This window comes from Rudaea cellulosilytica DSM 22992, assembly GCF_000378125.1.
GTDB classification, from domain to species: domain Bacteria; phylum Pseudomonadota; class Gammaproteobacteria; order Xanthomonadales; family Rhodanobacteraceae; genus Rudaea; species Rudaea cellulosilytica.
Map to the genome: position 1 here is coordinate 967,824 of NZ_KB899241.1, position 25,852 is coordinate 993,675.

The 25,852-nt window shown below is 64.7% G+C and carries 23 protein-coding genes; 5 read left to right on the forward strand and 18 right to left on the reverse strand.

Annotated elements, in window-relative coordinates:
* Nucleotides 1-14 precede the first annotated feature (14 nt).
* From F455_RS19730 to F455_RS19735, 3 genes are all read left to right on the forward strand, one after another.
* Nucleotides 15-659 carry a YceI family protein gene (locus F455_RS19730; RefSeq protein ID WP_018972055.1) on the forward strand — a complete coding sequence of 215 codons (645 nt, stop codon included), beginning with the start codon at nt 15-17 and terminating at the stop codon, nt 657-659.
* A 37-nt stretch (nt 660-696) separates the two neighbouring features.
* On the forward strand, nt 697-2,553 hold the full coding sequence (locus tag F455_RS0104385; RefSeq protein ID WP_018972056.1) for a phospholipase D family protein: 1,857 nt from the start codon (nt 697-699) through the stop codon (nt 2,551-2,553).
* Between the two features lie 93 nt (nt 2,554-2,646).
* Nucleotides 2,647-3,219, forward strand: a complete 573-nt coding sequence (locus tag F455_RS19735) for a YkvA family protein (protein ID WP_018972057.1) — start codon at nt 2,647-2,649, stop codon at nt 3,217-3,219.
* Nucleotides 3,220-3,301: 82 nt separating this feature from the next.
* Here F455_RS19735 and F455_RS0104395 read toward each other — a convergent pair whose 3' ends face one another.
* Entirely contained in the window at nt 3,302-4,579 is a 1,278-nt protein-coding gene (locus F455_RS0104395) for an acetyl-CoA C-acetyltransferase (protein WP_018972058.1), read from the reverse strand.
* Between the two features lie 64 nt (nt 4,580-4,643).
* Between F455_RS0104395 and F455_RS19740 the strand changes: the two genes are divergently transcribed.
* The gene (locus tag F455_RS19740; RefSeq protein ID WP_018972059.1) at nt 4,644-5,357 is read left to right on the forward strand and encodes a 2OG-Fe(II) oxygenase; all 714 of its coding nucleotides are present in this window, start codon (nt 4,644-4,646) and stop codon (nt 5,355-5,357) included.
* Between the two features lie 16 nt (nt 5,358-5,373).
* Here F455_RS19740 and F455_RS21840 read toward each other — a convergent pair whose 3' ends face one another.
* The 9 genes from F455_RS21840 to glnA all read right to left on the reverse strand — a co-directional run bounded on the left by F455_RS21840 (nt 5,374) and on the right by glnA (nt 16,657).
* Complete coding sequence (locus F455_RS21840; RefSeq protein WP_018972060.1) at nt 5,374-6,315, reverse strand: class I SAM-dependent methyltransferase; 942 nt, start codon at nt 6,313-6,315, stop codon at nt 5,374-5,376.
* A 261-nt stretch (nt 6,316-6,576) separates the two neighbouring features.
* Nucleotides 6,577-7,734, reverse strand: a complete 1,158-nt coding sequence (locus F455_RS21845; protein ID WP_157578433.1) for a class I SAM-dependent methyltransferase — start codon at nt 7,732-7,734, stop codon at nt 6,577-6,579.
* 168 nt (nt 7,735-7,902) lie between these two features.
* The gene (gene ntrC, locus F455_RS0104415; protein WP_018972062.1) at nt 7,903-9,312 is read right to left on the reverse strand and encodes a nitrogen regulation protein NR(I); all 1,410 of its coding nucleotides are present in this window, start codon (nt 9,310-9,312) and stop codon (nt 7,903-7,905) included.
* The gene (locus F455_RS0104420) at nt 9,305-10,366 is read right to left on the reverse strand and encodes a two-component system sensor histidine kinase NtrB (protein ID WP_018972063.1); all 1,062 of its coding nucleotides are present in this window, start codon (nt 10,364-10,366) and stop codon (nt 9,305-9,307) included. Before F455_RS0104420 ends, ntrC begins: the two co-directional genes overlap by 8 nt.
* Nucleotides 10,367-10,375: 9 nt before the next feature.
* A complete protein-coding gene (locus tag F455_RS0104425; protein WP_157578435.1) occupies nt 10,376-12,220 on the reverse strand; it encodes a family 43 glycosylhydrolase in 1,845 nt (614 codons plus the stop codon).
* A 108-nt stretch (nt 12,221-12,328) separates the two neighbouring features.
* Nucleotides 12,329-13,816: an ammonium transporter gene (locus F455_RS0104430; RefSeq protein ID WP_018972065.1), complete on the reverse strand. Its 1,488-nt coding sequence runs from the start codon at nt 13,814-13,816 to the stop codon at nt 12,329-12,331.
* A gap of 29 nt (nt 13,817-13,845) precedes the next feature.
* Complete coding sequence (locus tag F455_RS0104435) at nt 13,846-14,184, reverse strand: P-II family nitrogen regulator (RefSeq protein ID WP_018972066.1); 339 nt, start codon at nt 14,182-14,184, stop codon at nt 13,846-13,848.
* A 15-nt stretch (nt 14,185-14,199) separates the two neighbouring features.
* A complete protein-coding gene (locus F455_RS0104440; protein WP_018972067.1) occupies nt 14,200-14,970 on the reverse strand; it encodes a TorF family putative porin in 771 nt (256 codons plus the stop codon).
* 280 nt (nt 14,971-15,250) lie between these two features.
* Nucleotides 15,251-16,657, reverse strand: a complete 1,407-nt coding sequence (glnA, locus tag F455_RS0104445; protein WP_018972068.1) for a type I glutamate--ammonia ligase — start codon at nt 16,655-16,657, stop codon at nt 15,251-15,253.
* Nucleotides 16,658-16,925: 268 nt separating this feature from the next.
* Between glnA and F455_RS0104450 the strand changes: the two genes are divergently transcribed.
* The gene (locus F455_RS0104450) at nt 16,926-17,447 is read left to right on the forward strand and encodes a tetratricopeptide repeat protein (protein WP_157578439.1); all 522 of its coding nucleotides are present in this window, start codon (nt 16,926-16,928) and stop codon (nt 17,445-17,447) included.
* Between the two features lie 20 nt (nt 17,448-17,467).
* On the opposite strand, the gene F455_RS0104455 is transcribed toward F455_RS0104450, so the two are convergent.
* The 8 genes from F455_RS0104455 to F455_RS0104490 all read right to left on the reverse strand — a co-directional run bounded on the left by F455_RS0104455 (nt 17,468) and on the right by F455_RS0104490 (nt 25,825).
* Nucleotides 17,468-18,769 (reverse strand): aspartyl/asparaginyl beta-hydroxylase domain-containing protein, encoded by a 1,302-nt coding sequence (locus tag F455_RS0104455; RefSeq protein WP_018972070.1) that lies wholly within the window; start codon nt 18,767-18,769, stop codon nt 17,468-17,470.
* Nucleotides 18,770-18,774: 5 nt separating this feature from the next.
* A complete protein-coding gene (locus F455_RS0104460) occupies nt 18,775-19,794 on the reverse strand; it encodes a tetratricopeptide repeat protein (RefSeq protein ID WP_018972071.1) in 1,020 nt (339 codons plus the stop codon).
* A gap of 205 nt (nt 19,795-19,999) precedes the next feature.
* The gene (locus F455_RS0104465; RefSeq protein ID WP_018972072.1) at nt 20,000-20,992 is read right to left on the reverse strand and encodes a YheT family hydrolase; all 993 of its coding nucleotides are present in this window, start codon (nt 20,990-20,992) and stop codon (nt 20,000-20,002) included.
* Between the two features lie 251 nt (nt 20,993-21,243).
* Nucleotides 21,244-22,041: a lysophospholipid acyltransferase family protein gene (locus F455_RS0104470; protein WP_018972073.1), complete on the reverse strand. Its 798-nt coding sequence runs from the start codon at nt 22,039-22,041 to the stop codon at nt 21,244-21,246.
* A 67-nt stretch (nt 22,042-22,108) separates the two neighbouring features.
* Nucleotides 22,109-22,546 carry a hotdog fold thioesterase gene (locus tag F455_RS0104475; protein WP_018972074.1) on the reverse strand — a complete coding sequence of 146 codons (438 nt, stop codon included), beginning with the start codon at nt 22,544-22,546 and terminating at the stop codon, nt 22,109-22,111.
* Between the two features lie 36 nt (nt 22,547-22,582).
* A complete protein-coding gene (locus tag F455_RS0104480) occupies nt 22,583-23,845 on the reverse strand; it encodes a heme biosynthesis HemY N-terminal domain-containing protein (RefSeq protein WP_018972075.1) in 1,263 nt (420 codons plus the stop codon).
* Nucleotides 23,842-24,975, reverse strand: a complete 1,134-nt coding sequence (locus F455_RS19755; protein WP_018972076.1) for a uroporphyrinogen-III C-methyltransferase — start codon at nt 24,973-24,975, stop codon at nt 23,842-23,844. The genes F455_RS0104480 and F455_RS19755 overlap by 4 nt, the downstream gene beginning before the upstream one ends.
* Before the next feature lie 82 nt (nt 24,976-25,057).
* Nucleotides 25,058-25,825, reverse strand: a complete 768-nt coding sequence (locus F455_RS0104490) for a M48 family metallopeptidase (protein WP_018972077.1) — start codon at nt 25,823-25,825, stop codon at nt 25,058-25,060.
* Nucleotides 25,826-25,852: the final 27 nt, after the last annotated feature.

Consider the following 25,852-nt stretch of genomic DNA (forward strand, 5'->3'; position numbering starts at 1 on the left):
AGGCAACGCCAGACATGACGACAAACCCCAGTCCGACGATCACAGCACAGCCGATGCGGGCGACCGCAACTGGCGCTGCGCTCGTCGGCCTGCTGCTCGGTCTTTGCACTTTCCCCGTCGCGGCGGACGCCGCGGAACGCTATCAGCAGCTGGCGCTCGACACGGCCCGCTCGCATGTTGACTTCGAAGTGAAGGTGCTCTGGCTGGTCGGCGTGCACGGCCGCTTCGGCAACGTGCATGGCATGATCACGCTGGATCATTTTCGCAACGCGGCGACGGTCGAGGCGCAGATCGATGCGGGTGTTGTCACGATGCGCAACCGCAGCCACGAGGAGTGGGTCAAGTCGGAGGAATTCTTCGACGCCGAGCATTATCCGCAGATCACCTTCGTCTCCGACGCAATCCCGTTGCAGCGCCTGCAAATGGGCGGCGACATCGACGGCATGCTCACCCTGCGCGGCGTCAGCAGGCGCGTGCGTTTCGAACTGGCCAAACCCGACTGCCCCGCGACGAGCGGCGACGACTGCCCGCTCGAGGCTGAAGGCAGCATCCATCGCAGCGACTTCGGCATGAGCTCGCGCCGCGGCACACTGTCCGACAAGGTCGAGCTGAGCTTCTCGATCGCAACCCGACCGATGGCCGACGGTGCACGACGGTGATGATGCCAAACGATCAAAATCCCTTTCTTTTGCCCTTGTGCTTCTGAGTCCACGCAGCGCCCTCGTAGTCGCACTGGTCGCCGTGTTGACAGCGCTGGCCGGCTGCGCCGTCGATCCGATTCATGCACGCCGCGCCGCGGCGACGGCGAGCGCCGCGCAGGATCGCACATTGGACTGCGCGCCCGAACGCATCGATGCCTGCGCGATCGACACGCCGTACCGCAGCCTCGTCGCTTCGGCGTTGCAGCAGTCGACAGCAACCGCGCCCGTGCACTTCGTCAACCTGATCGAACGCGGCGAGGATGCCTTGTTGCTGCGCATCCACTTGATCCGCAGCGCGCGACGCAGCATCGAGATCCAGACCTTCATCTTCAGCGAGGACGATGCCGGCACGCTCGTGCTCGACGAACTGGTGAAGGCCGCGCGGCGCGGCGTCCAGGTGCGCGTGATCGCCGACCAGCTGTTCTCGCTCGATGACGCGAATCTCTATGCGGCACTCGCGCGCGCGCATGCGAACTTCGAGTTCCGCGTCTACAACCCGACCCTGCACAAGGCCTCGACGCCGCCGCTCGAGTTCGCCGCCGGCGTGCTCTGCTGCTTCTGGCGCTTCAACCAGCGCATGCACGACAAGATGCTGCTCGTCGACGACGAAATCGGCGTTGTCGGCGGGCGCAACTACGAGAATCGCTACTACGACTGGGACAGCGAGTTCGACTATCGCGATCGCGACCTGCTCGCTGCCGGCCCGGTCGGCGCGGCCATGCGCACCTCGTTCGATGCGTTCTGGAACTCCGCCTATGCCGTGCCGTTGAGCCACTTGCGCGACGTCGCCGGTAGCATCCTCGATGCCGGCGTCGCCGCGCCCGGCTACGCCCTGCACGCCTACCGCAACGCGGCGCGCGTTGCCGAACTGTCGCGACGCGCGGACGATGCGGAGTTCATCCGCGCGCGCTTCGTCGACACGGCGCTGCGCGTCGGCCGCGTCGACTATTTTTCCGACGTACCCGGCAAACCCGCGCCTGCAACGGCCCGGCGCGAATCCACGCGCCCGCTCGCCGCCTTGCTGCGCGCGGCGAAATCCGAGATCGTGCTGCAGACGCCCTATCTCGTGCTCAGCACGACCGCGAAGGGCATCTTCCGCGAGCTGCATAAGCGCGCGTCGCCGCCGCATGTGATCGTCTCGACCAACTCGCTCGCGGCGACCGATGCGTTCTACGTTTATGCGCTGTCATACAAGTACAAGAAGCGCTATCTCAAGCTCGGCTTCGAGATCCATGAATTCAAGCCGTTTCCTGCAGAGGCGACGGAGTTGATCGCGAACTACGTTGGGCTCGGCGCCGAACCGGCACTGCCTGCCAGCCCAGTGCGCGACCGCGCGCGCAGCAAGTATCGCAATGCGCCGCTCAAGCGCGGCGGCGTGCGCATAGGCCTGCACGCGAAATCGATGGTGATCGACGGCGAGATCGCGGTGATCGGCTCGCACAACTTCGATCCGCGTTCGGAGAACCACAACACCGAGGCCGGCTTCATCGTTCGCGACGCTGCCCTCGCCGCGCGCCTGCGCGACTCGATCCTGCACGATACGCAGCCAGACAACGCCTGGACGATCGCCAAACGCCAGCGCACGCGCATCCTCGGCGGCCTCAACAACGCGATCGCGAACGTGTCGGAGCGGCTGCCGATCTTCGACCTGTGGCCGTTCCGCTATGCATCGAGTTTCGAGTTCGATCCGACCGGATTGAACGGCACCTGCCGGCCCGTGCCGCCGAGCAGCGCGGATTTCTACGCCTGCCACCACGACGTCGGCGACTTCCCCGAGGTCAGCCTGCCGCTGAAGACGATCTACACGCGCATCGTGACCGCGTTCGGCGCCGGCCTGGTATCGATCATGTAAAACGAGACGGCGTCGGGCGTGACCAAAACCGATTGACGCGGCCGGCCACGCTGGCTACGCTCATGAGTCTTCGGGGACTAACGGACCAGCGCCATGTCATTGCAGATCACGATCGACCTCAACGATGCCGACCTCCAGTTTTTTATCGATGCGGCCAAGCGCGCGCAGGCCAAGGCCGGCAACCTGAGCCCGAAACAGATCACCGATGCGGCCGGCAAGCTGCTGGTAGATTCGAAGAACGCGCGCGTGCCCGAATTCATCGCCTCGCGCCTGTCCAAGCTCGACGCGATGATCAGCATGGTCAACGATGCCGGCTGGGACCTTTCCGAAACCGACAAGAAGCGCGTGCTCTCGGCGCTGACCTATTTCGCCGACCCCGATGACGTGATCCCGGACAACGTACCGGTACTCGGCTTCCTCGACGATGCGATCATGATCGAACTGTGCCAGCGCGAGCTGCAGCACGAGATCGACGCCTACGAAGAATTCGTCGCCCACCGCGTCGCCGAAGCCAAGCACCGCGGCGTAGACGTAAACACCGTCAAGATGCAGCGCGTGGACTGGCTCGAAGACCGTCGCGCCGAGCTGCAGGCGCGCATGGCGTCGCGTCGCACCGAATCCTACGTGCCGACGAGCTTCTCGCAGGCGCTGTTCCGCGTGACTTGATTTTTGCCGTCCTCCTGACGGCGAAGACCAAACCGGCATCCATGAGCAAACTAGCGCTCGCCGATTCAGGCGGGCGCTGTGTTTATGGGCGCTCGAGAATCGCGGTCACGCCCATGCCGCCGGCGGTACAGATCGAGATCAGGCCGCGGCCCGAGCCTTTTTCCTCGAGCAGCCTGGCCAGCGTGGCAACGATGCGCGTGCCGGTCGCGGCGAACGGATGGCCGAGGGCGAGGCTTGAGCCGTTGACGTTGAGTTTGGCCGGATCGATCTTGCCGAGCGGCTTGTCGCGGCCAAGGCGGTTCTTGCAATAGTCGGCGTCTTCCCACGCGCGCAGCGTGCACAGCACCTGCGCGGCGAAGGCTTCGTGGATCTCGTAGAAATCGAAGTCCTGCAGGGTCAGGCCGGCCATGTCGAGCATGCGCGGCACGGCCACGGTCGGCGCCATCAGCAAGCCCTCGCCATGGACGAAGTCGACTGCGGCGGCCTGCGAATAGGTGATGAACGCCTGCGGCTTGAGACCGCGCTTCGCTGCCCAGTCCTCACTCGCCAGCAGCACCGCCGAGGCACCGTCGGACAGGCCGGTCGAATTGCCCGCGGTCAGCGTGCCCAGACCCGAAGTCTTGTCGAACGCGGGCTTGAGCGCGGCGAGTTTCTCGATCGTCGAATCGGGGCGCAGGAAGCCGTCGCGATCGAGACCGCGGAATGGCACGACGAGATCCTTGAAGAAGCCGCGCTCGTAGGCGGCGGCGGCCTTGAGATGGCTGGCCAGCGCGAGCTCGTCCTGTTCCTGGCGCGTGATCTTCCATTCGCGTGCCATCAACTCGCAGTGCTCGCCCATCGACATGCCGGTACGCGGTTCGGCGACGCCGGGAAAACTCGGTTTGAGTTCGCCGAGCGAGAAGCCGCTGACCGCGGCCTTGAGCTTGTCGCCGGTGTCCTTGGCGCGGTTGACCGCGAGCAGACGCTGCTGCATCGCGCGGCTGTAGACGATCGGCACATCGCTGGTCGTGTCCGAGCCGCCGGCGATGCCGGCTTCGATCTGGCCGGTCGCAATCTTGCTCGCGATCAGCACCGTGTTGTCGAGCGAGGTGCCGCAGGCGCGCGCGGTGGTGATCGCGGGCGTGTACGGCGACAGACCCGAGGACAGCACCGCCTCGCGCGCGAGATTCCAATCGGCAGCGAGCTTGATCACCGCGCCGAACGCGACTTCGCCGAGCTCGACATCGTGCAGATCGAACTTCTCGACCAGCGAACCGAGCGTCTTCACCGCCATGCCGAAGTTGCCGACTTCGGCGTATGCAGTGTTGTTGCGGCAGAATGGGATTCGAACTCCGCCGAGGATGGCTGCACGTTTTGTCATAGATCAAAAGGGGGGCTGGAGGCGGACTGATATTATGCGCCCGTCGTCCAACAATCGACCATCCATGTACATATTCGACACCGACCGACTGATGCGCATCGCCGAGACGCGCGCGGAAGAATTCCGCAATGCGCAGCCGTATCCGCATATCGTCATCGACGATTTCCTACCGAGCGACGTGGCGCGCCGGCTCGCGAGCGTGTTTCCCGGTCCGGACGACAACGTGGCATGGGACCACTATGCGGCCCCCGGGCTCGAAGTGAAGCTCGGCTGCGGCGACGAAACGAAGTTCCCGCCGGCGATCCGCACCGCAGTGCGCGACATGAACTCGGCGGCGTTCGTACTGTGGCTGGAGAAGATGACCGGCATTCCGCACCTGCTCGTCGACCATCACCTGCTCGGCGGCGGCATGCACCTGACTCGCCACGGCGGCCTGCTCGGCATCCACTCGGATTTCAACTGGCACCTGCAAATCCATGCGCACCGGCGCCTGAACCTGCTCGTCTACCTCACTCCGGACTGGCGTCCGGAATACGGCGGTGAACTCGAATTGTGGAACACCGAGGGCACGCAGCTGGTGCGCACCGTCGAGCCGCAGTTCAACCGCGCGGTGCTGTTCACCACGCGCTCGGACACGTTCCACGGCCATCCGAAACCCTGGGCGGCGCCGAACGGCATCAACCGGCAGAGTATAGCTTTATACTATTACACAAGCGAACGGCCGGCCGAGGAGCAGCGCCCGGCACACAACACGTTATACAAGGGCTACAACATCTGAGGGCGCCGCGCCCGGATCACGGCTTGATCAGATGTTCGGGTATCGGCCCCCAGGACTCCTCGTTGTGCCGCCACACTTCGATGAAGGCGGAGCGGAACAACGACACTTCTTCGCCGCGCGAATCGTCCTGCATCGTTTCGAGCGCGGCAGTCAGCGACATCGTGCCTTCGAGCTGCGAGGCGATCAGGTTGTCGAACAATTCCGTCCACAGCGGCGAATAGGCGATGCGATCCTTCGCGGCCCGCACGCGGCGGCGCTCGGCCTCGATGTCGCCGCCACCGCGGCGCATCGCGATCGCCTGCACCCACGGCGAGTCGCTGAACATCTCGACCACGTCGAAGCCGGCATGGTCGAGGAAGCTGCGCACTTCTTCGGGATTGCTGAACTGGTTGCGCGCCACGTCCTTGCGCTCGGTCGGCACGACGTCGCGGAACGGATTGAGCTCCACGGCGAAGCGGCGCCAGCCGCTCGGATGCGACGTATTCCAGGTATCGAAGAACAGCAGGCCGCCCGGCTTGACCACGCGCGCCCAGTCCTCGAGGTACAAGTAGAAATCTTCCTTGTCCATGTGGATGAACACGGCGATGCTGTAGGCCTTGTCGAAGCTCGCATCGGGCAACGGCTTGAAGTTGCTGCGCGTGAGCTCGGTGAGACCGGCGTTGGCGAACCCGGACAGGCGTTCGCGCGCGATCTTGAGCATATTGGCGGAGATGTCCGAACCTTCCCAGTGCGCGATGTGCGGTGCGAGTTCGCGGCCGATGCGACCGACACCGCAACCGAGTTCGAGCACGCGGTCGGTCGACTTGAGATCGAGCGCGGCCATCACCTGGCGCGCGGTGTACGCCCCCGTCGCACGAATGCGTTCCTCGCTGGCGCTGCCGTCGACCGACAGCATTGCATGCACCGGCGTGGTGGACTTGGCGTCCCAGGTGGTCTTGTAATTCGGCAGATGCAGCATGCGTGGTCCAAAGCGAACGGGGGCGCAGGATCATACTCGCGCAGGCCATCGCGTTCAACGCGAGCGCTCGGCGAATCCCTTGTTTGTGCTGCAAATTTTCCGACGCTGAAATCGATTCGCTAAAACCTATCTCAAAACGTAGCAAGCGAAGACAGTTCGCGTGTCGCCGGAGCACAGGAGCCGGAGTTTACGTGTAGTAAATGAGGATTCCGAGCACCGCCGGCGCGCGAAATGTCGAGCGCAGTAGCTTTGAGATAGATTCTAGAGACGATGCTTGCGGTTGTACGCGGACAGCAGCAATTCCCCGACCGCCAGATCGACGAACGAATATCGCTGCAGCTCCGGCGTGTAGTCGACCCGATCGTGCGTGCGCAGCGCGACGCGCCAGGGCTCGAAGCCCAGGTCGCGCAGCTCGCGCTCGAATCCGGGCACGGTGATTGGATTGAGCTCGGAGATGAATTTCCAGTGCTGCTCCATCGTCGGCTCCCAGCCGCAGCGGTCCAGCGGCTCGATGTCGCCGAGCAGGATCTGTTCGCGAATCCATTCGGGCGGGCGCTTGAGGTGCACGTAAGGCTCGCGCTGTGCGAAGCGGAACTCGCCCATGTGGTTGCCGACGTCGGAGTAGTACAAGCCCGGCGCGATCATCAGCAGGCCGTCCGGTTTCAACACCCGGCGCATTTCCTGCAGCGCCTTGGCATAACCGCCTGCCATGTGCTCCACCGAACCCCAGGACACGAGCACATCGAAATGATCGTCCGGGAACGGTATGTCGTTCGCGTCGGCAGCGATGAAGCGCAGATTTTTCGGAATGATGTCGGGCGACAGACCGCGTTCGCTCAGGATTTTCGGCAATCGCTCGAAATCCGGAAACGGATCGATGCCGACGAACTCAAGCGGTCGTTTGCGCAGGGCGATGCCGAGATCGGTGATGCCGTCGCCGCAGCCGACGTCGAGGATGCGGCCCTTGAGCAAGTCCGAATCGCCGAGCAGATAGCTGGTGATCGTCAACGCCGCGTGGCGGAAGTGTTTGTAGAACCAGTCGCTGTCCCCCCGCTGCCACGACAGGGCGGAAACCGGCGGCGTGTTCGCGCGGCTTTCGAGCTGCCACGAGAACTGCGGACCGTCGCCACTGCCCGAGCTCACCTCGAATTCGAGCGCGGCGGCGCCGGCCTTGGTCTCGGTGGAATCGTCGCGATGCCACAGCGCGAGGTTCGCGACATAACGTCCGGGTTCAAGTGCGATCCGCGGCGCCAGGGCGTGCGCGACGTAGCTGCCACGCGGCAGCCACGCCGCGTCGCAACCCCCGGCGCGCATCTGCGAATGCGCCAATTGCTCGCCGGAGAGGCGATGGATATCGAGCGAAATGTCGACATCGAACACAATGTCTGCATCGACCTGAAAATCGACGCCGATGCTCACTGGTCCGGAGCCATCGATGGCTCCGAGCCTGATCTCAGCCAATGAGAGTTGCGACTTCACTACTCCACCACCCAAGCAAATCCGTGAAAAAAACCGCACCCACCTCTCGCCGCGGCGAGATCGTCGATATCGGTATGGAATGGCGGAAGTGTAGCGTGTTTGCGCTGCTTATTTGCCGCGCCGCTTGCGCGAGGCGCCGACCTTGCGCGTGAGCGTGTTGCGGCCGAGGCCGAGTTGCTCGGCCGCGCGTACGCGGCGTCCCGAGTTCTCGGCTAGCGCGGCCTCGATCAGCGTGGCGTCGAATTCCTGCCGCAGTTCGTCGTAGATGCCTTGCTCGCCGCGGGCGAGTCGGTTGCGCGCGAGACGATGCAGGTTTTCGCGCCAGCCTTCGCTGGTCTGCACGACAATGGCGTTGTCGCCGGCCGGGAGATCCTGCGGACGGATCTCGCGCCCCGGTGTCATCACCGCAAGGCGGCGGCACAAGTTCTCGAGCTGGCGCACGTTGCCGGGCCACGAGCGCTTGCCCAACTCGGCGAGCGCGGACGCAGTGAAGCGCTTCGGTTCGAGGCGCATCTCCTGCGCAGCACGCGCGAGAAAGTGCGTGGCCAGCAGCGGAATGTCGGCGGCGCGTTCGTCGAGGGGGGGCAGGCGCAGGCGCACGACGTCGAGGCGATGCAGCAGGTCGGCGCGGAATTCACCGCGCTCGACCTTGCCTTCGAGGTCCTGGTGCGTGGCCGCGACGACGCGCACGTCGGCGCGAATCAGTTCGCGACCGCCGACGCGATAGAACTCGTTTTCGGCGAGCACGCGCAGCAGGCGCGTCTGCAGCGACAACGGCATGTCGCCAATTTCGTCGAGAAACAGGGTGCCGCCCTCTGCCTGCTCGAAGCGCCCGGCGTTGCGCTTCACCGCACCGGTGAACGAGCCGGCCTCGTGGCCGAACAATTCGGATTCGAGCAACTCGGCCGGAATCGCCGCAGTGTTGAGTGCGACGAACGGCCGCGCCGCGCGTGCGCTGTGCCGATGCAGGGCGCGCGCGACGAGTTCCTTGCCGGTGCCGGTCGGGCCGGTGATCAGCACGTTGAGATCGCTCGCGGCGACACGGCCGATCGCGCGGAACACCTCGCGCATCGCGGGCGAGGTTCCGATCAGCTCGGCGGCCTCGATCTCGTCGGTTTTCGCAGGTACGACCGCGGCTTGGCGGCTCTCGCCGAGCGCGCGCTGCACGGCAGCGACGGCCTCGTCGAGATCGAACGGTTTCGGCAGATAGTCGAATGCGCCGCTGCGGTACGCCGCCGCGGTCGAGGCAACGTCGGTGAATGCGCTCATCACGATCACCGGTAGCAGGCTGCCCGCCGCACGCAGATCGGCAAGGAATTCGAGACCATTCGTGCCTGGCATGCGGATATCGCTGACGACGACATCGGGCTGCGTACGCGCCAGCGCACCACGCAAGCTGTCGGCATCGGCGAAGGCGCGCACTTCGACACCCGCCTCGCGCAGCGCTTCGGCGAGCACGAAGCGGATCGATTCGTCATCGTCGGCGATCCAGACCTGGGCGCGGCGGCGTTCAGCCATGCAATTCCCCGCGCCCTGGCAAAACGATCGGCAGGATCAAGGTGAACACCGTGCCACGCGGCCGGCTGCGGTAACTCAGCGCGCCGCCATGCTCTGCTGCAATCTCCTGCGCCAACGCGAGGCCGAGGCCGGTGCCCTTGCTGCGGCCGGAAACGAAGGGCAGGAAAAGCGTATCGCGCATCGCTTCGGGTACGCCGTGGCCGTCGTCGATCACGTCGAGGCGGGCGACAAGGCGCGAGACTTTCTCGCCGATCAACACGTTGTGCTCGACGCGCGTGCGCAGGCCGATATGCACCGCGCCAGCTTGCAGCGCGTTGCGCATCAGGTTGAGCACGAGCTGGAGCAAGCGATCGCCATGGCCGCGCAGAAGCGGCAGGCTCGGATCGTAGTCGCGATCCAGATGTAACTCGGGTTCGGCCTCGGCCGCGATCAGCGCACGCGCGCGCTCGGCCACCTCGTGCAGGTTGAGCGCGGCCAGATGCGGCTTACCGCCCGGCTCGAGCAGGCGATTGGTCAGCGCGGCGAGGCGGTCGGCCTCGGTCACGATCAGGTCGGCCAGGCGCGCAAGCTCCACATCGGCGACGCGACGCGCGAGCAGTTGCGCCGCGCCGCGCACGCCGGCAAGCGGATTCTTCACTTCGTGGGCAAGGCCGCGCAGGCTTTCCGAGAGGCTCAACGGCGCGGCCGTATCGATCTCGCCGCCCAGTTGATGCACCTCGATCAGCACATCGCCACCCGACGCCACGCCGATCGTGATGTCGGCGTGCAGGATGCGCTCCGCGCGCGTCTCGATGCGTTGGTCGCGTCGGTGCAGAGTCTCGGCACCGTGGCGGACGCGCTCGATCAGCGGCGCGAGCACGCGCGCACCTTCGCCGAGCGCGGCGAGCGGCAGACTGCGCGAGCGCGATGGGCTGACTGCGAACAGCTCGCAGAAAGCCGGATTGGCGTAGGTCAGCAAGTCCTCGCGGTCGAGCAGGGCCACACCGGTTTCGAGCTGGTCAGCGATCTCGAAAATGCGAGCGGATGCGGGTGGCAGGGGCGAAAGCGCGCTCATAGCACCATCTTAGTGCAATTTATCGGGTACATGGACGACTTCGCTCAGTTTCGATACGCCGTTTTCATCGAATGCCTCGACCGCCACGTCGTAGGCGACGCCGGCGTTGAGCGCACGCAGGTCTAGCGTGGTGCCTTCATCGGCGAACACCTGGTAGCACAGGTTCAGCCGATCCGGCTTCACGCCCCAGCGCACGTTGTAGCCGACCGCGCCACGCACGGGCTGCCAGCTCACGCGCAGTGCACGCGGATCGAGCCGCCGCGCTTCCACTCGCGTCGGCGCGGTCGGTGCGTTGCCACCCGCATCGCCGAACACGCGCAGATCGCTGATCGCCAGATGCGCCGCACCAATGTGGCCATGCACGTAGCGCACGTAGCGCGCGCGCACCGGCTGCGGCAGCTGGAAATACGCATTCGGGCGATCACGACGTGGCGGTTCGGTCTGCGCGAGCAGACTCCAATTCTTTCCGTCCAGCGAAAACTCCAGTTTGAATTCGGTGTAAATGTCAGGCGCATCGCCGTAACGCTGCGATTCGTAGTCAGCGAAGTTCACCTGCACGGCACGCAGCGTTTTCGGCGCGCCAAGGTCGAGCGTCAAGGTCTGTCCCGCCGCGTTTTTCGCCGCAACCCAGAACGTGCGCGGGTTTTCGTCGCTGACGTTGTCGGCGAGAAAGTCCTTGAGCGTCGACGAAGCTGTCGCATGCTTGCGATACGAAAGCAGCATCCAGCCGGTGAACAGCTTGTCGGGATCAGCGACTTTTTCTTGCGGCATGTAATGCGGGAAATCACCGAAGCGCGTATCGACGCGCATCTGCCCGTCGTCGGCAAACGCGGCAGGCCACAGGCCGATACGGCGCTCGAACGGCCAGTTGTGGCCGATCCACGGCGAGCCGGTGTTCCACCAGTTGCCGGACTTGTCCTGGAACGTGTTGCCGTGGCCCGCGCCTTCGACGAAGCCGCCGGGTTTGTAGCCGACCGGGTTGTACGCCGCATACGCGAACGGGCCCAGCGGCGAGTCCGACACGTACGTGCCAGTCGCGTAGACGTTGTACTCGGTGCCCGGCGCGCCGTATTGCAGGTAGTAGCGGCCGCCGCGCTTGGTCATCCATGCGCCTTCGATGTAGGAAGGATGATTCTCCTCGCGATGGTCGCGGCCGAAGCGTTCCCAGCCATGCTGCTTCGAATCGAGCGTGAACAGCGCACGCGGCTTGCCGACGTAGGCAAAGCCATGTGCAAGATCGACTTCGATGCCGAACAACGGGAAGCGTTCGAATGAGCCCCAATACAGGTACCAGCGGCCGTCATCGTCGCGGAACAGGTCGGGATCCCATGGCCCGGGCGCGATCTTGTCGGGTTGCGCATCGCCGTTGTGCCAGGCCGGCAGCTCGCGATCCCATCCCGGCGGCACGGCGTCGGGCAGCTTGGGCGTGAGCCGAGTCAGAAAGTCGAACTGGCCGTGGGCTGGATCGGTCGTCTCGAGAATCGGCTCGGGCGTCATCGTCGCGCGCATCAGCAACAGATGTTTGCCATCCGACACCGCAGCCGGTGCAACCATGCCGTCGAACGGCCAACGGTTCGGCGTGACGAATTCCCAGTCGAGCAGGTTGGTGGAGCGCCAATAACCGTCGGCCAGAGTCATGAACAGATAATAGGCATCGCCGTACGGCACGATGACCGGATCGGCGCCAGTGCGGTAGGAAATCTTCTCGTTGAGCTGCTCGAAGTTGTAGCGATAATCGACGTCGACCGGATTGGCGTAGGTGCGTGAGGTGGGCGCAACTTGCGCCGATGTCGTCGCGCCTGCGCATTCGAGCGCCAGCGCACCGATCCACGAAATGATCCTGGCTGTCTGCATGATTCGAGCTCGTGCGAAAACATCATCATCGCAGACTGCTTTCAGATCCGCCGAAACCTCTTCGACGAAAACCGGCGGCGCGAGGCCGCCGGTTTCGCCCCACACGCATTACATGTCGTAGGCCGACTCGCCATGCGAAGCGATGTCGAGACCTTCGCGCTCTTCTTCCTCGGTCACGCGCAGGCCGACGATCAGGTCCGCGATCTTGAACGCGATGAAGGCGACGACCGCGGTCACCACGATCGTGATGCCGACCGCCTTGGCCTGGATCAGCAACTGCGCGCCGATGCCCGGATAACCGACCGTCATCTTGACCCAATCCTGCACCGAACCGGGGCCGCCGAGCGCCGGCGAATTGAAGACGCCGGTCAGCAGCGCACCGCTGATGCCGCCGAGCGCGTGCACACCGAACACGTCGAGCGAATCGTCGGCCTTGATCAGCTTCTTCAGACCAGTCACGCCCCACAGGCAGATCACGCCGGCGAGAAGACCAATGGCGAACGCGCCCGGAATGCCGACGTTGCCCGCGGCCGGGGTGATCGCGACGAGGCCGGCAACCGCACCCGAGGCCGCGCCGAGCATCGACGGCTTGCCCTTGAGCAGCCATTCGGCGAAGGTCCACGACAGCACCGCGCAGGCAGTGGCGAGATAGGTGTTGATGAAGGCGAGGCCGGCAGTGCCGTTCGCTTCGAGCGCGGAACCCGCGTTGAAGCCGAACCAGCCGAACCACAGCAACGAGGCGCCGATCATCGTCATCGTCAGGCTGTGCGGCTTGATCGCTTCCTTGCCGTAGCCGACGCGCTTGCCGAGCACGAACGCACCGACGAGGCCGGCGATACCGGCGTTGATGTGGACCACGGTGCCGCCGGCGAAGTCGAGCGCGCCCATCTGCCAGATGTAACCCGCGGTCGCCGTGACCGCATCAGCCTTGGCCGGATCGGTGTACGCATCGGGACCCTGCCAGAACCAGACCATGTGCGCGACCGGCAGGTAGCTGAAGGTGAACCAGATCACCGCGAAGATCAGTACCGCGGAGAACTTGATGCGCTCGACGATGGAGCCGAGGATCAGGCAGACGGTAATCGCCGCGAACGTCGCCTGGAACGCGACGAAGACCAGCTCGTACAGCGGCGTGGCCTTGGAGAACGTCGCTGCCATCGAGAACGATCCGTCGGCCGGATTGAACGTGCCGTTCAAGAACAATCGCGAGAAGCCGCCGAAGAACGCATTACCCTCGGTGAACGCGACGCTGTAGCCGTAGATGCACCAGAGCACGCTGATCAGTGAAAACACGACGAACACCTGCATCAGCACCGAGAGCATGTTCTTGGTGCGAACGAGGCCGCCGTAAAACAAAGCGAGCGCGGGCACGCTCATCAGTAGCACGAGAGCCGTCGAGGTCAGCATCCAGGCGACATCGCCCTTGTTCGGCGTCGGCGCGGGTGGCGGCGTCGCCGCGGCAGCGGGAGCCGCTGCTGCAGCCGCATCCTGAGCGTAGCCATGCTGGGCAAGCAACAGCGCGATCGCGCCGCAGCCCAGCGCGGCGAGGATCGGGAGGAATCGCCGGAAGTCCGGCAGCGAAGTCAGGGTCGTCATCGCGGATCTCGGGGTAAGGTGGGTGTTCTTCATAGCGCGTCCTTCCCGGCTTCGCCGGTGCGGATACGCAGCGCCTGTTCGATCGGGCTGACGAAGATCTTGCCGTCGCCGATCTTGTCGGTGCGTGCGCCGGCAATGACGGCATCGAGCGCGCGTTCGAGCAATTCCTCGGGCACGACCGCCTCGATCTTGATCTTCGGCAACAAGTCGACGACATATTCGGCGCCGCGATAGAGCTCGGTATGGCCCTTCTGCCGGCCATAGCCCTTGACCTCGGTGACGGTGAGGCCCGACACGCCGGCCTGAGTCAGTGCTTCACGCACTTCCTCGAGCTTGAACGGCCGGATGATTGCGGTGATGAGTTTCATGCTGCCTCCAATGGGTCAAAAAGTCTTGGTCAGCGACGCCACGCCAGTGGAGCGCCCTTGGAACGTGCCGTCGGGGAAGGTGTAAACAGCCTTGTCCGCATTCGTGTCGTAGTAGGCGACGGCGAGCGACCAGCCGCCGTCGAAGTTCTTGGTCACGCCGAGCTTGTAGTCGGTGTAGCTCGCCGCGCTGAAACCGTCGACTTTCTGCCGGCCGATATGTGCGTTGAGCACCCACGTCGGCACGAACTCGTAGTTGGCCGACAGATCGAGATAGCCAGAGTGCTTGGTGCCGGCGAAGCCGAACAGGTTGGTGAACGTGTGCGAGTACTTGAGCGAGACGAAGCTGTAGCTCAACGCGACGTAGCCTTCCAGCGTGTACGGCAGCTTGTAGCCGACATTCTTCGGATAGTCGCCCGGGTAGTAGTACTCGTACAGGCCGACATCGAGGCCGATCGTGTCGGCGATCTTCGTGCGATAGCCGCCATAGAGGTCGATTTCCAGGCTGCTCGACACCGAAGAGACGTAATCGTGCAGCCAGTTGATGTTGCTGCCCCAGGTGCCGACGTAGAAGCCCGAGGCATGGTCGATCTCGATGCCCGCCTGCAGCGCGGGCTCGGTGTTGGTCTGGGTCAGACCGCGGAAGATGTAGTCGTTGGCGATCGAGACCGAACCCGGGAAGGTCCAGTCCGGTGTCGGCGCGGCGGGTGCTGCGGCTTGATCTTCAGCGTGCACCCCGGTCGAAAGCAGGGCGGCGGAGAGGATCGCGAGGGTCAGGCGGTTCTTCATCACGTAGGTCTCCAGTAACTTCGGGGAAAGAAAGCGTGCAAATCGTGGACGACGCGTTTTCCGTTCCACCCCCAGCCCTGCGCTTTTTTCGCGCCTCGACTGCCTTTTTTCAGACAACACTCAGCCCTGAGCGTGAGTACTCAATCTCCAAAATGAACTTGTATACTTCTTCCGCCCCGCACTTACCGGAGAACGTTCCCCGGAACGAGGCGGATGAGGGTTCCCTGCGCCAGCGAACCCACCTTCAACCCCTCGCCTCAATAGGCGAGGGGCCCATGCATCAGATCGAGTAGTACATTTGGTATTCGATCGGGTGTGTCGCCGCGCGGAACCTCGACACTTCGCCCATCTTCAGTTCAATGTAGGCGTCGATGAAGTCGTCGCTGAACACGCCGCCGGCCTTGAGGAACGCGCGATCCTTGTCGAGCGCGTCAAGCGCCTGGTCGAGCGAGTGGCACACGGTCGGGATCAGCTTCTCTTCTTCCGGCGGCAGGTCGTACAGATCCTTGTCGGACGGCGCGCCCGGATCGATCTTGTTGAGGATGCCGTCGAGGCCGGCCATCATCAGCGCGGCGAAGGTGAGGTAGCCCGTGTTCATCGGATCCGGGAAGCGCACTTCGATGCGGCGCGCCTTCGGCGAGTGCACGAACGGAATACGGCACGAGGCCGAACGGTTGCGCGCCGAATACGCGAGCATGACCGGCGCCTCAAAGCCCGGCACGAGGCGCTTGTAGCTGTTCGTCGTCGAGTTCGCGAACGCGTTGATCGCGCGCGCGTGCTTGAAGATGCCGCCGATGTAGTAGAGCGCGGTCTGCGACAGGCCGCCGTAGAGGTCGCCTGCGAACAGGTTGGTGCCGCCCTTGGCCAGCGACTGGTGCACGTGCATGCCCGAGCCGTTGTCGCCGACGATCGGCTTCGGCAGGAAGGTCGCGGTCTTGCCGTTGCGATGCGCGACGTTCTTGATCACGTACTTCAGCGTGAGCAGCTCGTCGGCTTTCTTCGTCAGCGTGTTGAACTTGGTGCCGATCTCGCACTGGCCGGCAGTCGCGACTTCGTGATGATGCACTTCGACGGTGAGGCCGCAGGTCTCGAGGATTTTGCACATTTCACTGCGCAGATCCTGCAGCGAATCGACCGGCGCGACCGGGAAATAGCCGCCTTTCACACTCGGGCGATGGCCCGAGTTGCTGCCGTCGAACTTGTCGTTCGTGCTCCACGCGGCTTCCTCGGACTGGATCTCGAAGCTCGCGCCCTGCATGTCGTTCTTGTAGCGCACCGAGTCGAAGATGAAGAACTCCGGCTCCGGTCCGAAGAACGCGGTGTCGGCAACACCAGACGACTTGAGGAACGACTCGGCGCGCTTGGCCACCGAACGCGGGCAACGCGTGTAAGCCTGCATCGTCGACGGCTCGAGCACGTCGCAGGTGAGGATGACAGTGGGGATTTCGGCGAACGGATCGAGGATTGCGCTGTCCGGATCGGGCATCAGCACCATGTCCGAATCGTTGATGCCTTTCCAGCCCGAGATCGAGGAGCCGTCGAACATCTTGCCGTCCTCGAACAAGCTCTCGTCGACCGCCTTGACCGGGAAGGTGACGTGATGCTGCTTGCCGAGCATGTCGGCGAAACGCAGGTCGACGAATTCGACGTTGTTGTCTTGAACGAGCTTGTTGAAGCTAGCGGACATGGAGATTTCCTTGATTGAAGTATTGGACGGTAATGTTTTAGCAATCAATGTGCCAAATCAGAAAATTGATTCATTATCAATAATTTAATATTGAGAAAATTGCACCGCAGCAGGGAAATGCTCTAATTTGGTGCAATATTTTCCGATTTGGCACCCAATCAGAACACAAAATCCATTGCCGCGCGCGGCCGCGACGCGCATGGAATACCGCGCAAGCCGTCGATATGCTTGCGCCGGATTCATCCTCATCCACTTGCAAGGAGTCGCAATGAAAATCCGCCAGACCGCCCTCGCCACCCTCGTGTTCGCCGCCGGCATCGGCATCGGCGTCGCCGGGCAGCAAAAGCTCGACGTCTCGCTGTTCCAGGGCAAATCCAATCTAGAGGCTGCGCGAGCCCTGCTTGGTTCCGCACGCACCCAGGCTGGCGACGGCAGCTGGGAGCGTATCGCGATCGGCCGCGTCTACTATCTCGGCGGCATGAAACCGGAAGGCCAGGCGATCTTCGATCAAGTGCTTGCGGAGAAACACAAGCCCAGCGACGAATTGCGCATCGCGCGCGTTTATCGCGAAGCCGGTGAATGGCACAAAGCCAAGCCCCTATTCGATCACTATCTCGTCGAAGAGCCCAAAGACGCGACCGACACCGCCGAAATCGGCAGTTACTATTTGATGAGCGGAGACCGCCCCAAGGCGGAAGAACTTTTCACGCGCTCATTCGGGCTCAAGCCCGAGCTGTGGGCCACCGTCGCCGCCGCTGGCGGCTATCTCAATGTAGCGCCGCAGGAGTAGCGCCCGCTCCGCGGCGGGCGTCAGTCGTTGATGCCCGCCGCACGGTTGAAATCGCCGATCGCGCCGACCAGCACCGTTACCGCCTCGCGTTCGACCTCGGTCAGATATGGGTTCCAGCAGTCCATCAGCATGACCACGCGCGTCGACGCGCCCCGGTTCCAGGCCTCATGCTCGAACGTGTCGTCGAATGCGAAGCACTCGCCTTCGCGCCACTCGCGCTTTTCGCCGCCGACGACGATGGCGCAGTTGTCGGGCACGATCAGCGGCAGGTGCGTGACCAGGCGCGTGTTGGTCACGCCGCGATGCGGCAGGATGTGCGTGCCCGGCGTCAGCAGCGAGAAACAGATCTCGGGCGCGTGTTCGCGGATGCGCACGATCGGCAGCGAATCGAGAATTGCCGCGGTTCGCGGGCAGCGCGCGCAGTTCTCGTCGTATCGCTCGCCGTGGCGGTAGAAGAAGAACGCGTCCCAGGCCGGTGGCGCCTCAGTGCCGGCAAGCTGGTCGCCGACGCGGTCGAGTGCGTTGGTGCCGAGGAACGGGGCGATGCCGCGCTCTTCACGCAGCACTTCGAGCAGTTCCGCCCGGATCACGTCCACATTTTCTTCGAGCACCGCATGCCACGGGAACAGCGCGCGATCGAAGTATGGCGTCGTCGGCAGGCCGGGAAAATAGAGAAATTTCGGCCGCTGGCGCGAATCGGGCAGGTCGGCACTCGCTTCGCCGAGATAGATATCGAGGCAGCGCATCACGCGCGCCAGTTCCGCGTCGCCGTGTTTCGCACGCAGTGGTGCGAGCGCATCGGTGAGGGTCACGCGCCGATAGCGATCGGCAAAGTCCATCGCTTGCAGTACGCGCGCGCGCATCGCCGGCGGCGTGGTCGCTTCGTCGAGCCACAACCCCTGATTCTGCGCAGCGACGATCGCGCCAAAGTAGTGCACTGCGGCCTCACGCATGCGGCCAGCGCCCTCGTGGATTTGGGCGAGGAACAGGCGCGCGCGAAAAGCCGTCGGATCGAGGCCGATCGCCGTGTCCAGTGCCGTCGCCGCGGATTGTGCATCGCCGGCCGCGAGCCGGGCGAAGCCGAGGTTTTTCCATAGTTCGGCGCTACCTTTCTCTACCGTCGTCGCACGTTCGAGCATCGCCGCCGCCTGCGCGGCGCGGCCGGCCAGCAATGCGCGCTGGGCAAGATAGTTCAACGCTTCGAGATGGTCGGGGTCGTGCGCGAGGACACGAGCGAAAGCGGCGTCGGCCTCGTCGTAGCGAGAGGCCTCCGCGGCAACGCGCGCGTGCTGCAATTGCGTCTCGAATTCCGCATCGGCCATCGTCGTCACGCCGTGCGCGCGAGTTCGGCGCGAACCTGTGCCGCTTCGTCGCCGCGACCGAGCTGGTCGAGCAGCGAGGCGAGCTGAGGACGCAACGTGTTCGCATCGGGCGAGTGCGCCACGCCGTCGGCGAGATAGCGTACGGCGGCCTCGCGATCGCCGAGCTTTTCCATGCACCAGGCGCAGGCGTTGATCGCGCCCGCGTGCGCGGGATCGAGTTCGAGCGCGCGCTTGTAGAACTTCAGCGCCTTCACCGTCTGCCCGAGCTTGCGCGCGATGTCGCCGAGCCCGGCGTTCGCGCCAAACTGCTGCTTGCCTTCGGCGAGCAGCGCGGCGAAGCCGTCACGCGCGACTTCGTCCTTGTTCTGGCGCATGCGCGCACGCGCGAGGAACAGCCAGGCGAAGGTCGAATCCGGACTCAGGCGCACGGCATTGGTGAATGCTTGCTCGGCGAAGGCGAACGCCTCCTGCGCGAAGAAGGCTCGCCCGAGCGCGGTCTGGATCGCCGCATCTTCGGGCCTCAGTTCCGCGGCGCGACTGAGGAATTTCGCGGCGTTCACGGCGTCGCCTCGTGCAAGCTGCACGTTGCCGAGGCCCAATAGGATCAGCGGATCCTCATTCTCGAATGCGTCGACCGCGCGGCGCCCGATGCGGAAGCGGTTCTCGGCTTCTTCAAGTTCACCGTCGCGCAATTGCAGATGGCCGAGCACGCCGTGTGCCTCGACCAGGTTCGGGTCGAGTTCGAGCGCGCGCAGGAACGCACCGCGCGCGGCCTCGTCCTGGCCGAGCTGCATGAGCACGCCGCCGAGCGAAAGATGCAGCCGAGCGACTTCGGGCGCGATCTGTACCGCGCGGCGCAGTAGCTCCATCGCGGCCGCACTGTCGCCGCGCTGGTGCAACAGCACACCGAGCAAATGCAAAGCGTCGACATCGTCTGCGTGGTCGACGAGATAGTCGCGATAGTCGCGTTCGGCGGCGGCGATGTCGCCATCGCGATGCCGCTGCAGGATTTCTTCAAGGATCATTGCCGAAAGTGGTCGTGAATCAGGCGGTCATGATAGGGGAAAAGCGCGACCGGAACCCGTGTCTAGAACCTATCTCAAACCGTAGCGAGCGAAGCCAGTTCGCGCGTCGCCGGAGCGCAGGAACCGGAGCATACACAGAAGTATGTGAGGATTCCGAGCACCGCCGACGTGCGAAATGTCGAGCGCAGTAGTTTTGAGATAGGTTCTAGACGGAATGATCGGGCAAGTGCGCCTTCATTCGCCCGGCGAGAAAATCCTCTGCCCAGCTGCGCAGGCTCGTATCGGCGATGAATCCGCAGTGACCGCCGTGCGGCACGATAACGAGCTCGGTCGACGCTGAAAGCTTCAATGCGTGGAAATCGGCGACCGGAATGATCGGATCGTCCGCGGCGGTGAGGATCGTCGCCGGCACATCGAGCGTCGCCAGCGCATCGCCCGCGATCGAATAGCCGTTGAAATAATTTTCCACCGTGCCGAAATCGGTATGTCGGCTGACCAGGCTCTGGGTCAGTTCGCGCAGGTTGCCACGCAACTCGTCCGTGGCGAACAACGTCACCTGCGGGAACAACGCCTGCTTGCGCTTGAGCGAACTGCGCCACTTGCGCAGGAAATAGTAGGAATAGACCGGCGATGACTCGATCGCACGCATCGCCACGCTCGGACTGATCGGCGGGCAGACCGCGAACACCCATGCCAGCTCGACGCCCGCCTTGCGCGCGCGCAACGCCGCGCGCAAGGCGAAATTGCCGCCGAGCGAATAACCGCCGACGATCAGCGGGCGCTGCGGAAATGCCGCCGCGATCGCGGCGAGCGCGCCGACCACTTCCTCGATGCGACAGGAATGGAAGATCTCGCGGTTGAGATGGTGCGTGTCGCCATGGTCGCGGAAATTGAGGCGGAACAGGTCGCAGCCTTCGGCAAGCAGGCGCGCGCCCGTGCCGCGCACGTAGGTCGACTGCACGCTGCCTTCCCAGCCGTGCAGCAACACGACTAGTGCGCGCGGCTGCGGCAGCGCGGTCTGGCGCGTATGAAAGCCCTGCAGGCGTACACCGTCGCCGCAATCGAGGATGTGCTCGGTCGCACCGTTTTCGACCAGTGCGCCGCGATGACGGAAGAAGTAGCGGCGCACGCCGCTCGACGCGAGCACCGACTGCAAATGCGGATTGCGCAGCCAGCGACGAGGACGGAAGGTTTCCACTAGAACCTATCTCAAGACGTAGCGAGCGAAGACAGTTCGCGCATCGCCGGAGCGCAGGAACCGGAGCATACAAACAAGTATGTGAGGATTACATGCCGCTCCTGCGGCATGCCCTGCGGGCCAGCTTCGCTGTTCGCTTCGGCTTCCTGCCTTCGCAGTCCGAGCACCGCCGGCGCGCCCGATTTTGGTTTGAATCGGGTCGAGCGCAGTAGTTTTGAGATAGGTTCCAGCGCGCTCACCGGCCGGTTCCGCTACTCATAGCCCAGCGCCGCCGCGATGCGCGCACGCGCCGTCTCCGCGATCTCTCGCCGGCCCTCGCCGTCGACTGCGAACGGTTCGAGGAAATGCACCTCGGCATCCATGCCGGGGCCGCCGAGCAAGCGCACGAAGTTGCCGAAGAAACTTTCGTTTGCGCCGAACGGCACGGACAAATCCATTTTTCCACTTTTGCCGTAGCACAGCGCAACCGGCTGGATCGGTGCCTGCGCATCGACCGCGACCTGAAAGATGCGTGCATGGAACGTGCGTACCTTGTCGCCCGGCCCGGTGCCGCCTTCGGGAAATATTCCCGCCGAGCCGCTCGACTTCAGGTGCGCGACCACGTTTTCCGTCACCGAGGCGAGCGAATGCGTCGAACCACGCTGGTGGTAGATCGTGCCGGCACGCGTCGCCAGCCAGCCGACGAACGGCCAGCGCGCGATCTCGCTTTTCGCGACGAAACTCATCATGCGCTGGCTATGCATCAGTTCGATGTCCATCCACGACACGTGATTGGCGACGAACAGCGTCGCTCCCGGCAACGGCTCGCCGATGCGCCGGATGCGGAAACCGAAACGACGGATCAGCGCGCCCGACCACCAACGCGTCGCCCAATGGTCGAAGCGCTCGCCGCGCACGCGCAGCTTCGCACCAAGCGGCGAGAATACGAAGATCGCCAGCGGCGGCGCGATGACGATATGCAGAAGCAGCAGCGGCACGCGGACGAAATAGCGTAGCGGCCGCATCAGGTCGCGGCGCGGCATGGCGGTATTGTCGAGCGCGGCATTCATCGGTCGCGATGGTAGCCAAGCGCGCCTCGTACCGCCACCGCTGCTATGCAACAACGATGGAACCGATTCAGCTTGTGGGAATCGCCTGCTTCGGCACCACCGCCATCGTCAGCCGCGAGATGCAGACGAGCTTGCCCACTTCGTCTTCGATGCGGATCTCCCAAACCTGGGTCGAACGCCCGACATGCAGCGGCCGCGCGGTGCCGGTCACGCTACCGCTCGCCACCGCCCGCACGTGGTTGGCGTTGATGTCGAGGCCAACCGCGTAGAACCCGGGGTCGCAGCACAGCATCGCCGCGTAACTGCCCAGCGTTTCCGCGAGCGCGACCGAGGCGCCGCCGTGCAGGATGCCGTAGGGTTGGTGCGTGCGCGCGTCGACCGGCATCGTGCCGCGCACGAAATCCTCGCCGATCTCGGTGATCTCGATGCCGATCGTGTTCATCAACGTCTTCTGGTTCGCCTGCTTGATTGCGGCGAGATCGGGTTGGGTTTTCCACAACGGCATGCTTCGATCCTTTCGTTCGTGTTGTGTGGCGCCGCCTTACTGACGTGGCAGCACGAGCGTGGGCACACCGTGCGCACTGCGTTGCTCGACCACGCTCGCGCGCGTGTCGAGCGTGCCGCGCAGAGTGTCCGGCAGCGATTCGGTCTTTTCGCCGCGTGCGGCGCGCAAGGCGTTGCGATACGCGCGCTGCGCGGTGTCCTCGTCCTTGAGCCCGACGCAGGCATCGCCGAGCGCTTCCCACAGTTGTGCATCGGGCGCGATCGCGAGGCCTCGGCCGAGGTATTCGCGCGCCTTGCCCCAGAGTTCGCTCTGGTTGCACAGGCGGCCGAGGGTGAGCATCAAGCCGGCGCTGTTAGGCTGCGCCGCGATCCAGCCCTCGGCCTGGCGCAGGCGCGCGGCGACATCCGACGGCCCGAGTTCGGCGTAGGCGCGCACGAGGTTTTCCGACCAGTCACGACGCAACGCGGATTCGATTTCGCCGATCGCGGGAAGCGGCTGGCCGAGCGCGGCGGTGCGCCTGGCGTAGGCGATCACGAGCGGTTCGCGCTGGCGTTGCGCGCGGCTCAGCCCCGACCAGATGCCCGCCAGCGCGTCTGCGCGTGGCGCATTCGTCAGTGCCGCGGCGAGCGTGTCCGTTTCGAGCTCGGCAAAATCCGCGTCCGCGAGCGCATGGGTTTTCGTGTAGGCGGACAGCGCGGCGAGTGCCGTAGCCGAATCCCCGCCGCGACCGGCCGCTTCGATCAGGCTACGCAGCGCCGCGGGCGGCAACGGCGCTTTCGCCATCGCGTCCTTGAGCAAGGCGAGCGCATCGGCATTGCGGCCGTCGTCGAGCAGGAAGCGGGCGCGCAGCGCAAGCGCGGCCTGCGGCGCGAGCGCCGCCGCTTCATCGAGTGCAGCGCTGGCCTGCTCGGCATCGCCCCGCCGATGCGCGGAACGGGCACGCTCGAGCAGCGCCGGAGCCTGCAAGGCTTGCACGTGCGCGGCGCGCTCGAGTGATTTCGCCGCCTGCGCATGGCGCCCCTCGGCCGCGGCGATGAGTCCGTCGGCAATGCGTTCGTGTCCGCGCTGCAACGCACGCCGGCGCAAGGCGCGACCCGGCCAGAACACGGCACGGAAGATCAGGCTCAGAATCGCCCAGAGCAGCAAGGCGGCGATCACGCCGAACACGAAACTCGTTTCGATGCGCCAGCCGGCAAAACGCAGGCGAACTTCGCCCGGATCGAGCGCGAGCGCGTGCCAGCCCCACGCCGCGGCGACCGCGACGATCAACAACAACAGCACGGCGGTCCACGATCTCACGACTGGCCTTCCGCTTGCGCCGGTGCGACGGGTTTCGCCGGCTCGGCCGCGGGCGCGGCTTGCAGGCTGTGCGTCGTGCGCAGGTTGCGCAGTTCCTTGAGCGCTGCGCCGAGCACGTTCGGCGCGGGCGGCGCGATCGCCGTTTTCGCCAGACCATCGAGTGTCGCCTGCGCTTTCGCTGCTTCGGGTGAAGCCGTGTCGAAGTCGTGCGCGAGCTGTGCACGCGCTGCGGTCAGGGCCTGTTGCCAGCGCTGCGCATCGTGCACCAGCAACGCTGCCTGTGCATCGCGCAGACTCGCGTCGAGCAACGTGCGCGCGAGCAGTGGATCGTTGCGTCCGAAGCCGGCGCCCGCATCGTCGTCGCGGCGGATGCGGATGAACTGGCCGAACACGCGCGCAAAGCGCGAACCCGGTTGGGCCGCGCTGGATTCTTCGTCGTGTTGCCGGGTCGGCAGCTGCGCCAGCGACTCGCGCAACTGTGCCAGCGACTGCTGCTGCGCCGACGGATTGTTCGCCTGCAGCTCGCCGAGTGCCGCGATCTCCGCGTTGATGCTCTGCCGTACCGAGGCGAACGCGGCATCATTGGCCTGCGCCAGCGCCGCGTCGGCGAGTCGGTACGCAGCCAGCGAAGGCGCTGGATCGGTGAACAGCGCATAGCGTTCCTGCGCGAGCACGAGCAGCAATTCGGCTTCGTTGAGCAACAGCGCATCGTGACCGGACAGGCGCTTCTCGGCGAGATTCGCGATCGCGTCTTCGGACAGGCGCGCGCGCTCGGACAGGCCGAGCACCTGCGCGCGCAGCGAGTCGTTGACTTTGGCCGTGTCGTCGAGCCGCGTGCGCAGTGTCTGCGCCTCGCTTTTGCTTGCATCGGCGCTGCGGCGCAACGCCTCGACCTCGTCGCGCAGCTTCTGCGCGGCGGAAGTCTCCGTCTGCACCGTCGCTTCGTGGCCCTGCTCGATGCCCTGGAGCCGCCAGTAACCGTAACCCGCCGCGGCGAGGAGGAGCACCAACAACAGCCAGCCGAAACCACCCGTACCGCGCCGAGGCGGAGGAGTAGGCATCGGCGCGGGCGGATTTTCGACCGGCGCCGGCAACACGCTTAGAGGATCGGCCGCATCGTTTTCGCTCATGCCCGCATGCTAACCAAACGTCGAGCGCCGTGCACGGGCTTGGGTCGCCAGCGGCGGCGAGGCATTTGCGCAGAAATGACCCTTACGCGGCCTCGATCAACCGCGCCAGTTCCGCCTTCAGCGCATGCCCGCGCGCCTTGAGCCACTCGCGCTGTTCCTTCCAGTCAGGATAGAGCGAACCGACCAGGGCCCAGAAACGCGGCGAATGGTCACGATAGCGCAGGTGGCAGAGTTCGTGGACGACGACGTATTTCAGTGCTTCCGGCGGCGCCAGCGCGAGGGCAAGATCGAGCGTGACCGCATCGCGCGTGTCGAGACTGCCCCACAGGCTCTTCAGCGACTTCACACGCACGCCGGTCGGTGCGCGGCCGAGTTCGGGCACATAGCGCGCGAGCAGGCGCGAGACGTCGCGGCGGATCTGCGCTTGCAAAAACGAATGCAGCAAAGAGCGTGCGGCGGTCAGCGTGCGCTTGTTGTGCGGCTTGGGCAACGTGAGCACGAGACGGTCTTCGCCGTCGAGTTCGATGTGCGGGAAGGCTCCATCGCGCCAGACCAGGCGCTTGGTCTCGCCGCGCATAGGAATCAGCGTGGGCCGCCCCGGCTCAATCGGCGGTGGTGCGTCCTCGATCTGCAGTTCGTCGAGTTTGCGCTCGAGCCAGTTCGCGTGCTTGCGCAGGAAGGCGAATACCTGCGCGGGATGCGTCGACGGCGGATATGACACGCGCGCGCCACCCGAAGTTACGGTCAGGCGTAGGCGCCGTGCGCGCGGATGCGCGGCGCGCAACACCTTGATCGTGTCGCCGTCGTCGGTCGAGAGTTCGAGATAATTGTTTTGCTCTGCCAAGGTCATGTCGATAAACCTCATAAATACCTCGGC

Coding starts and splice junctions, on each gene's coding strand:
- F455_RS19730 (WP_018972055.1), top strand. CDS start 15: ATGACGACAAACCCCAGTCCGACGATCACAGCACAGCCGATGCGGGCG.
- F455_RS19735 (WP_018972057.1), top strand. CDS start 2,647: ATGTCATTGCAGATCACGATCGACCTCAACGATGCCGACCTCCAGTTT.
- F455_RS0104395 (WP_018972058.1), bottom strand. CDS start 4,579: ATGACAAAACGTGCAGCCATCCTCGGCGGAGTTCGAATCCCATTCTGC.
- F455_RS19740 (WP_018972059.1), top strand. CDS start 4,644: ATGTACATATTCGACACCGACCGACTGATGCGCATCGCCGAGACGCGC.
- F455_RS21840 (WP_018972060.1), bottom strand. CDS start 6,315: ATGCTGCATCTGCCGAATTACAAGACCACCTGGGACGCCAAGTCCACC.
- ntrC (WP_018972062.1), bottom strand. CDS start 9,312: ATGGCTGAACGCCGCCGCGCCCAGGTCTGGATCGCCGACGATGACGAA.
- F455_RS0104420 (WP_018972063.1), bottom strand. CDS start 10,366: ATGAGCGCGCTTTCGCCCCTGCCACCCGCATCCGCTCGCATTTTCGAG.
- F455_RS0104425 (WP_157578435.1), bottom strand. CDS start 12,220: ATGCAGACAGCCAGGATCATTTCGTGGATCGGTGCGCTGGCGCTCGAA.
- F455_RS0104430 (WP_018972065.1), bottom strand. CDS start 13,816: ATGACGACCCTGACTTCGCTGCCGGACTTCCGGCGATTCCTCCCGATC.
- F455_RS0104435 (WP_018972066.1), bottom strand. CDS start 14,184: ATGAAACTCATCACCGCAATCATCCGGCCGTTCAAGCTCGAGGAAGTG.
- F455_RS0104440 (WP_018972067.1), bottom strand. CDS start 14,970: ATGAAGAACCGCCTGACCCTCGCGATCCTCTCCGCCGCCCTGCTTTCG.
- glnA (WP_018972068.1), bottom strand. CDS start 16,657: ATGTCCGCTAGCTTCAACAAGCTCGTTCAAGACAACAACGTCGAATTC.
- F455_RS0104450 (WP_157578439.1), top strand. CDS start 16,926: ATGAAAATCCGCCAGACCGCCCTCGCCACCCTCGTGTTCGCCGCCGGC.
- F455_RS0104455 (WP_018972070.1), bottom strand. CDS start 18,769: ATGGCCGATGCGGAATTCGAGACGCAATTGCAGCACGCGCGCGTTGCC.
- F455_RS0104460 (WP_018972071.1), bottom strand. CDS start 19,794: ATGATCCTTGAAGAAATCCTGCAGCGGCATCGCGATGGCGACATCGCC.
- F455_RS0104470 (WP_018972073.1), bottom strand. CDS start 22,041: ATGAATGCCGCGCTCGACAATACCGCCATGCCGCGCCGCGACCTGATG.
- F455_RS0104475 (WP_018972074.1), bottom strand. CDS start 22,546: ATGCCGTTGTGGAAAACCCAACCCGATCTCGCCGCAATCAAGCAGGCG.
- F455_RS19755 (WP_018972076.1), bottom strand. CDS start 24,975: ATGAGCGAAAACGATGCGGCCGATCCTCTAAGCGTGTTGCCGGCGCCG.
- F455_RS0104490 (WP_018972077.1), bottom strand. CDS start 25,825: ATGACCTTGGCAGAGCAAAACAATTATCTCGAACTCTCGACCGACGAC.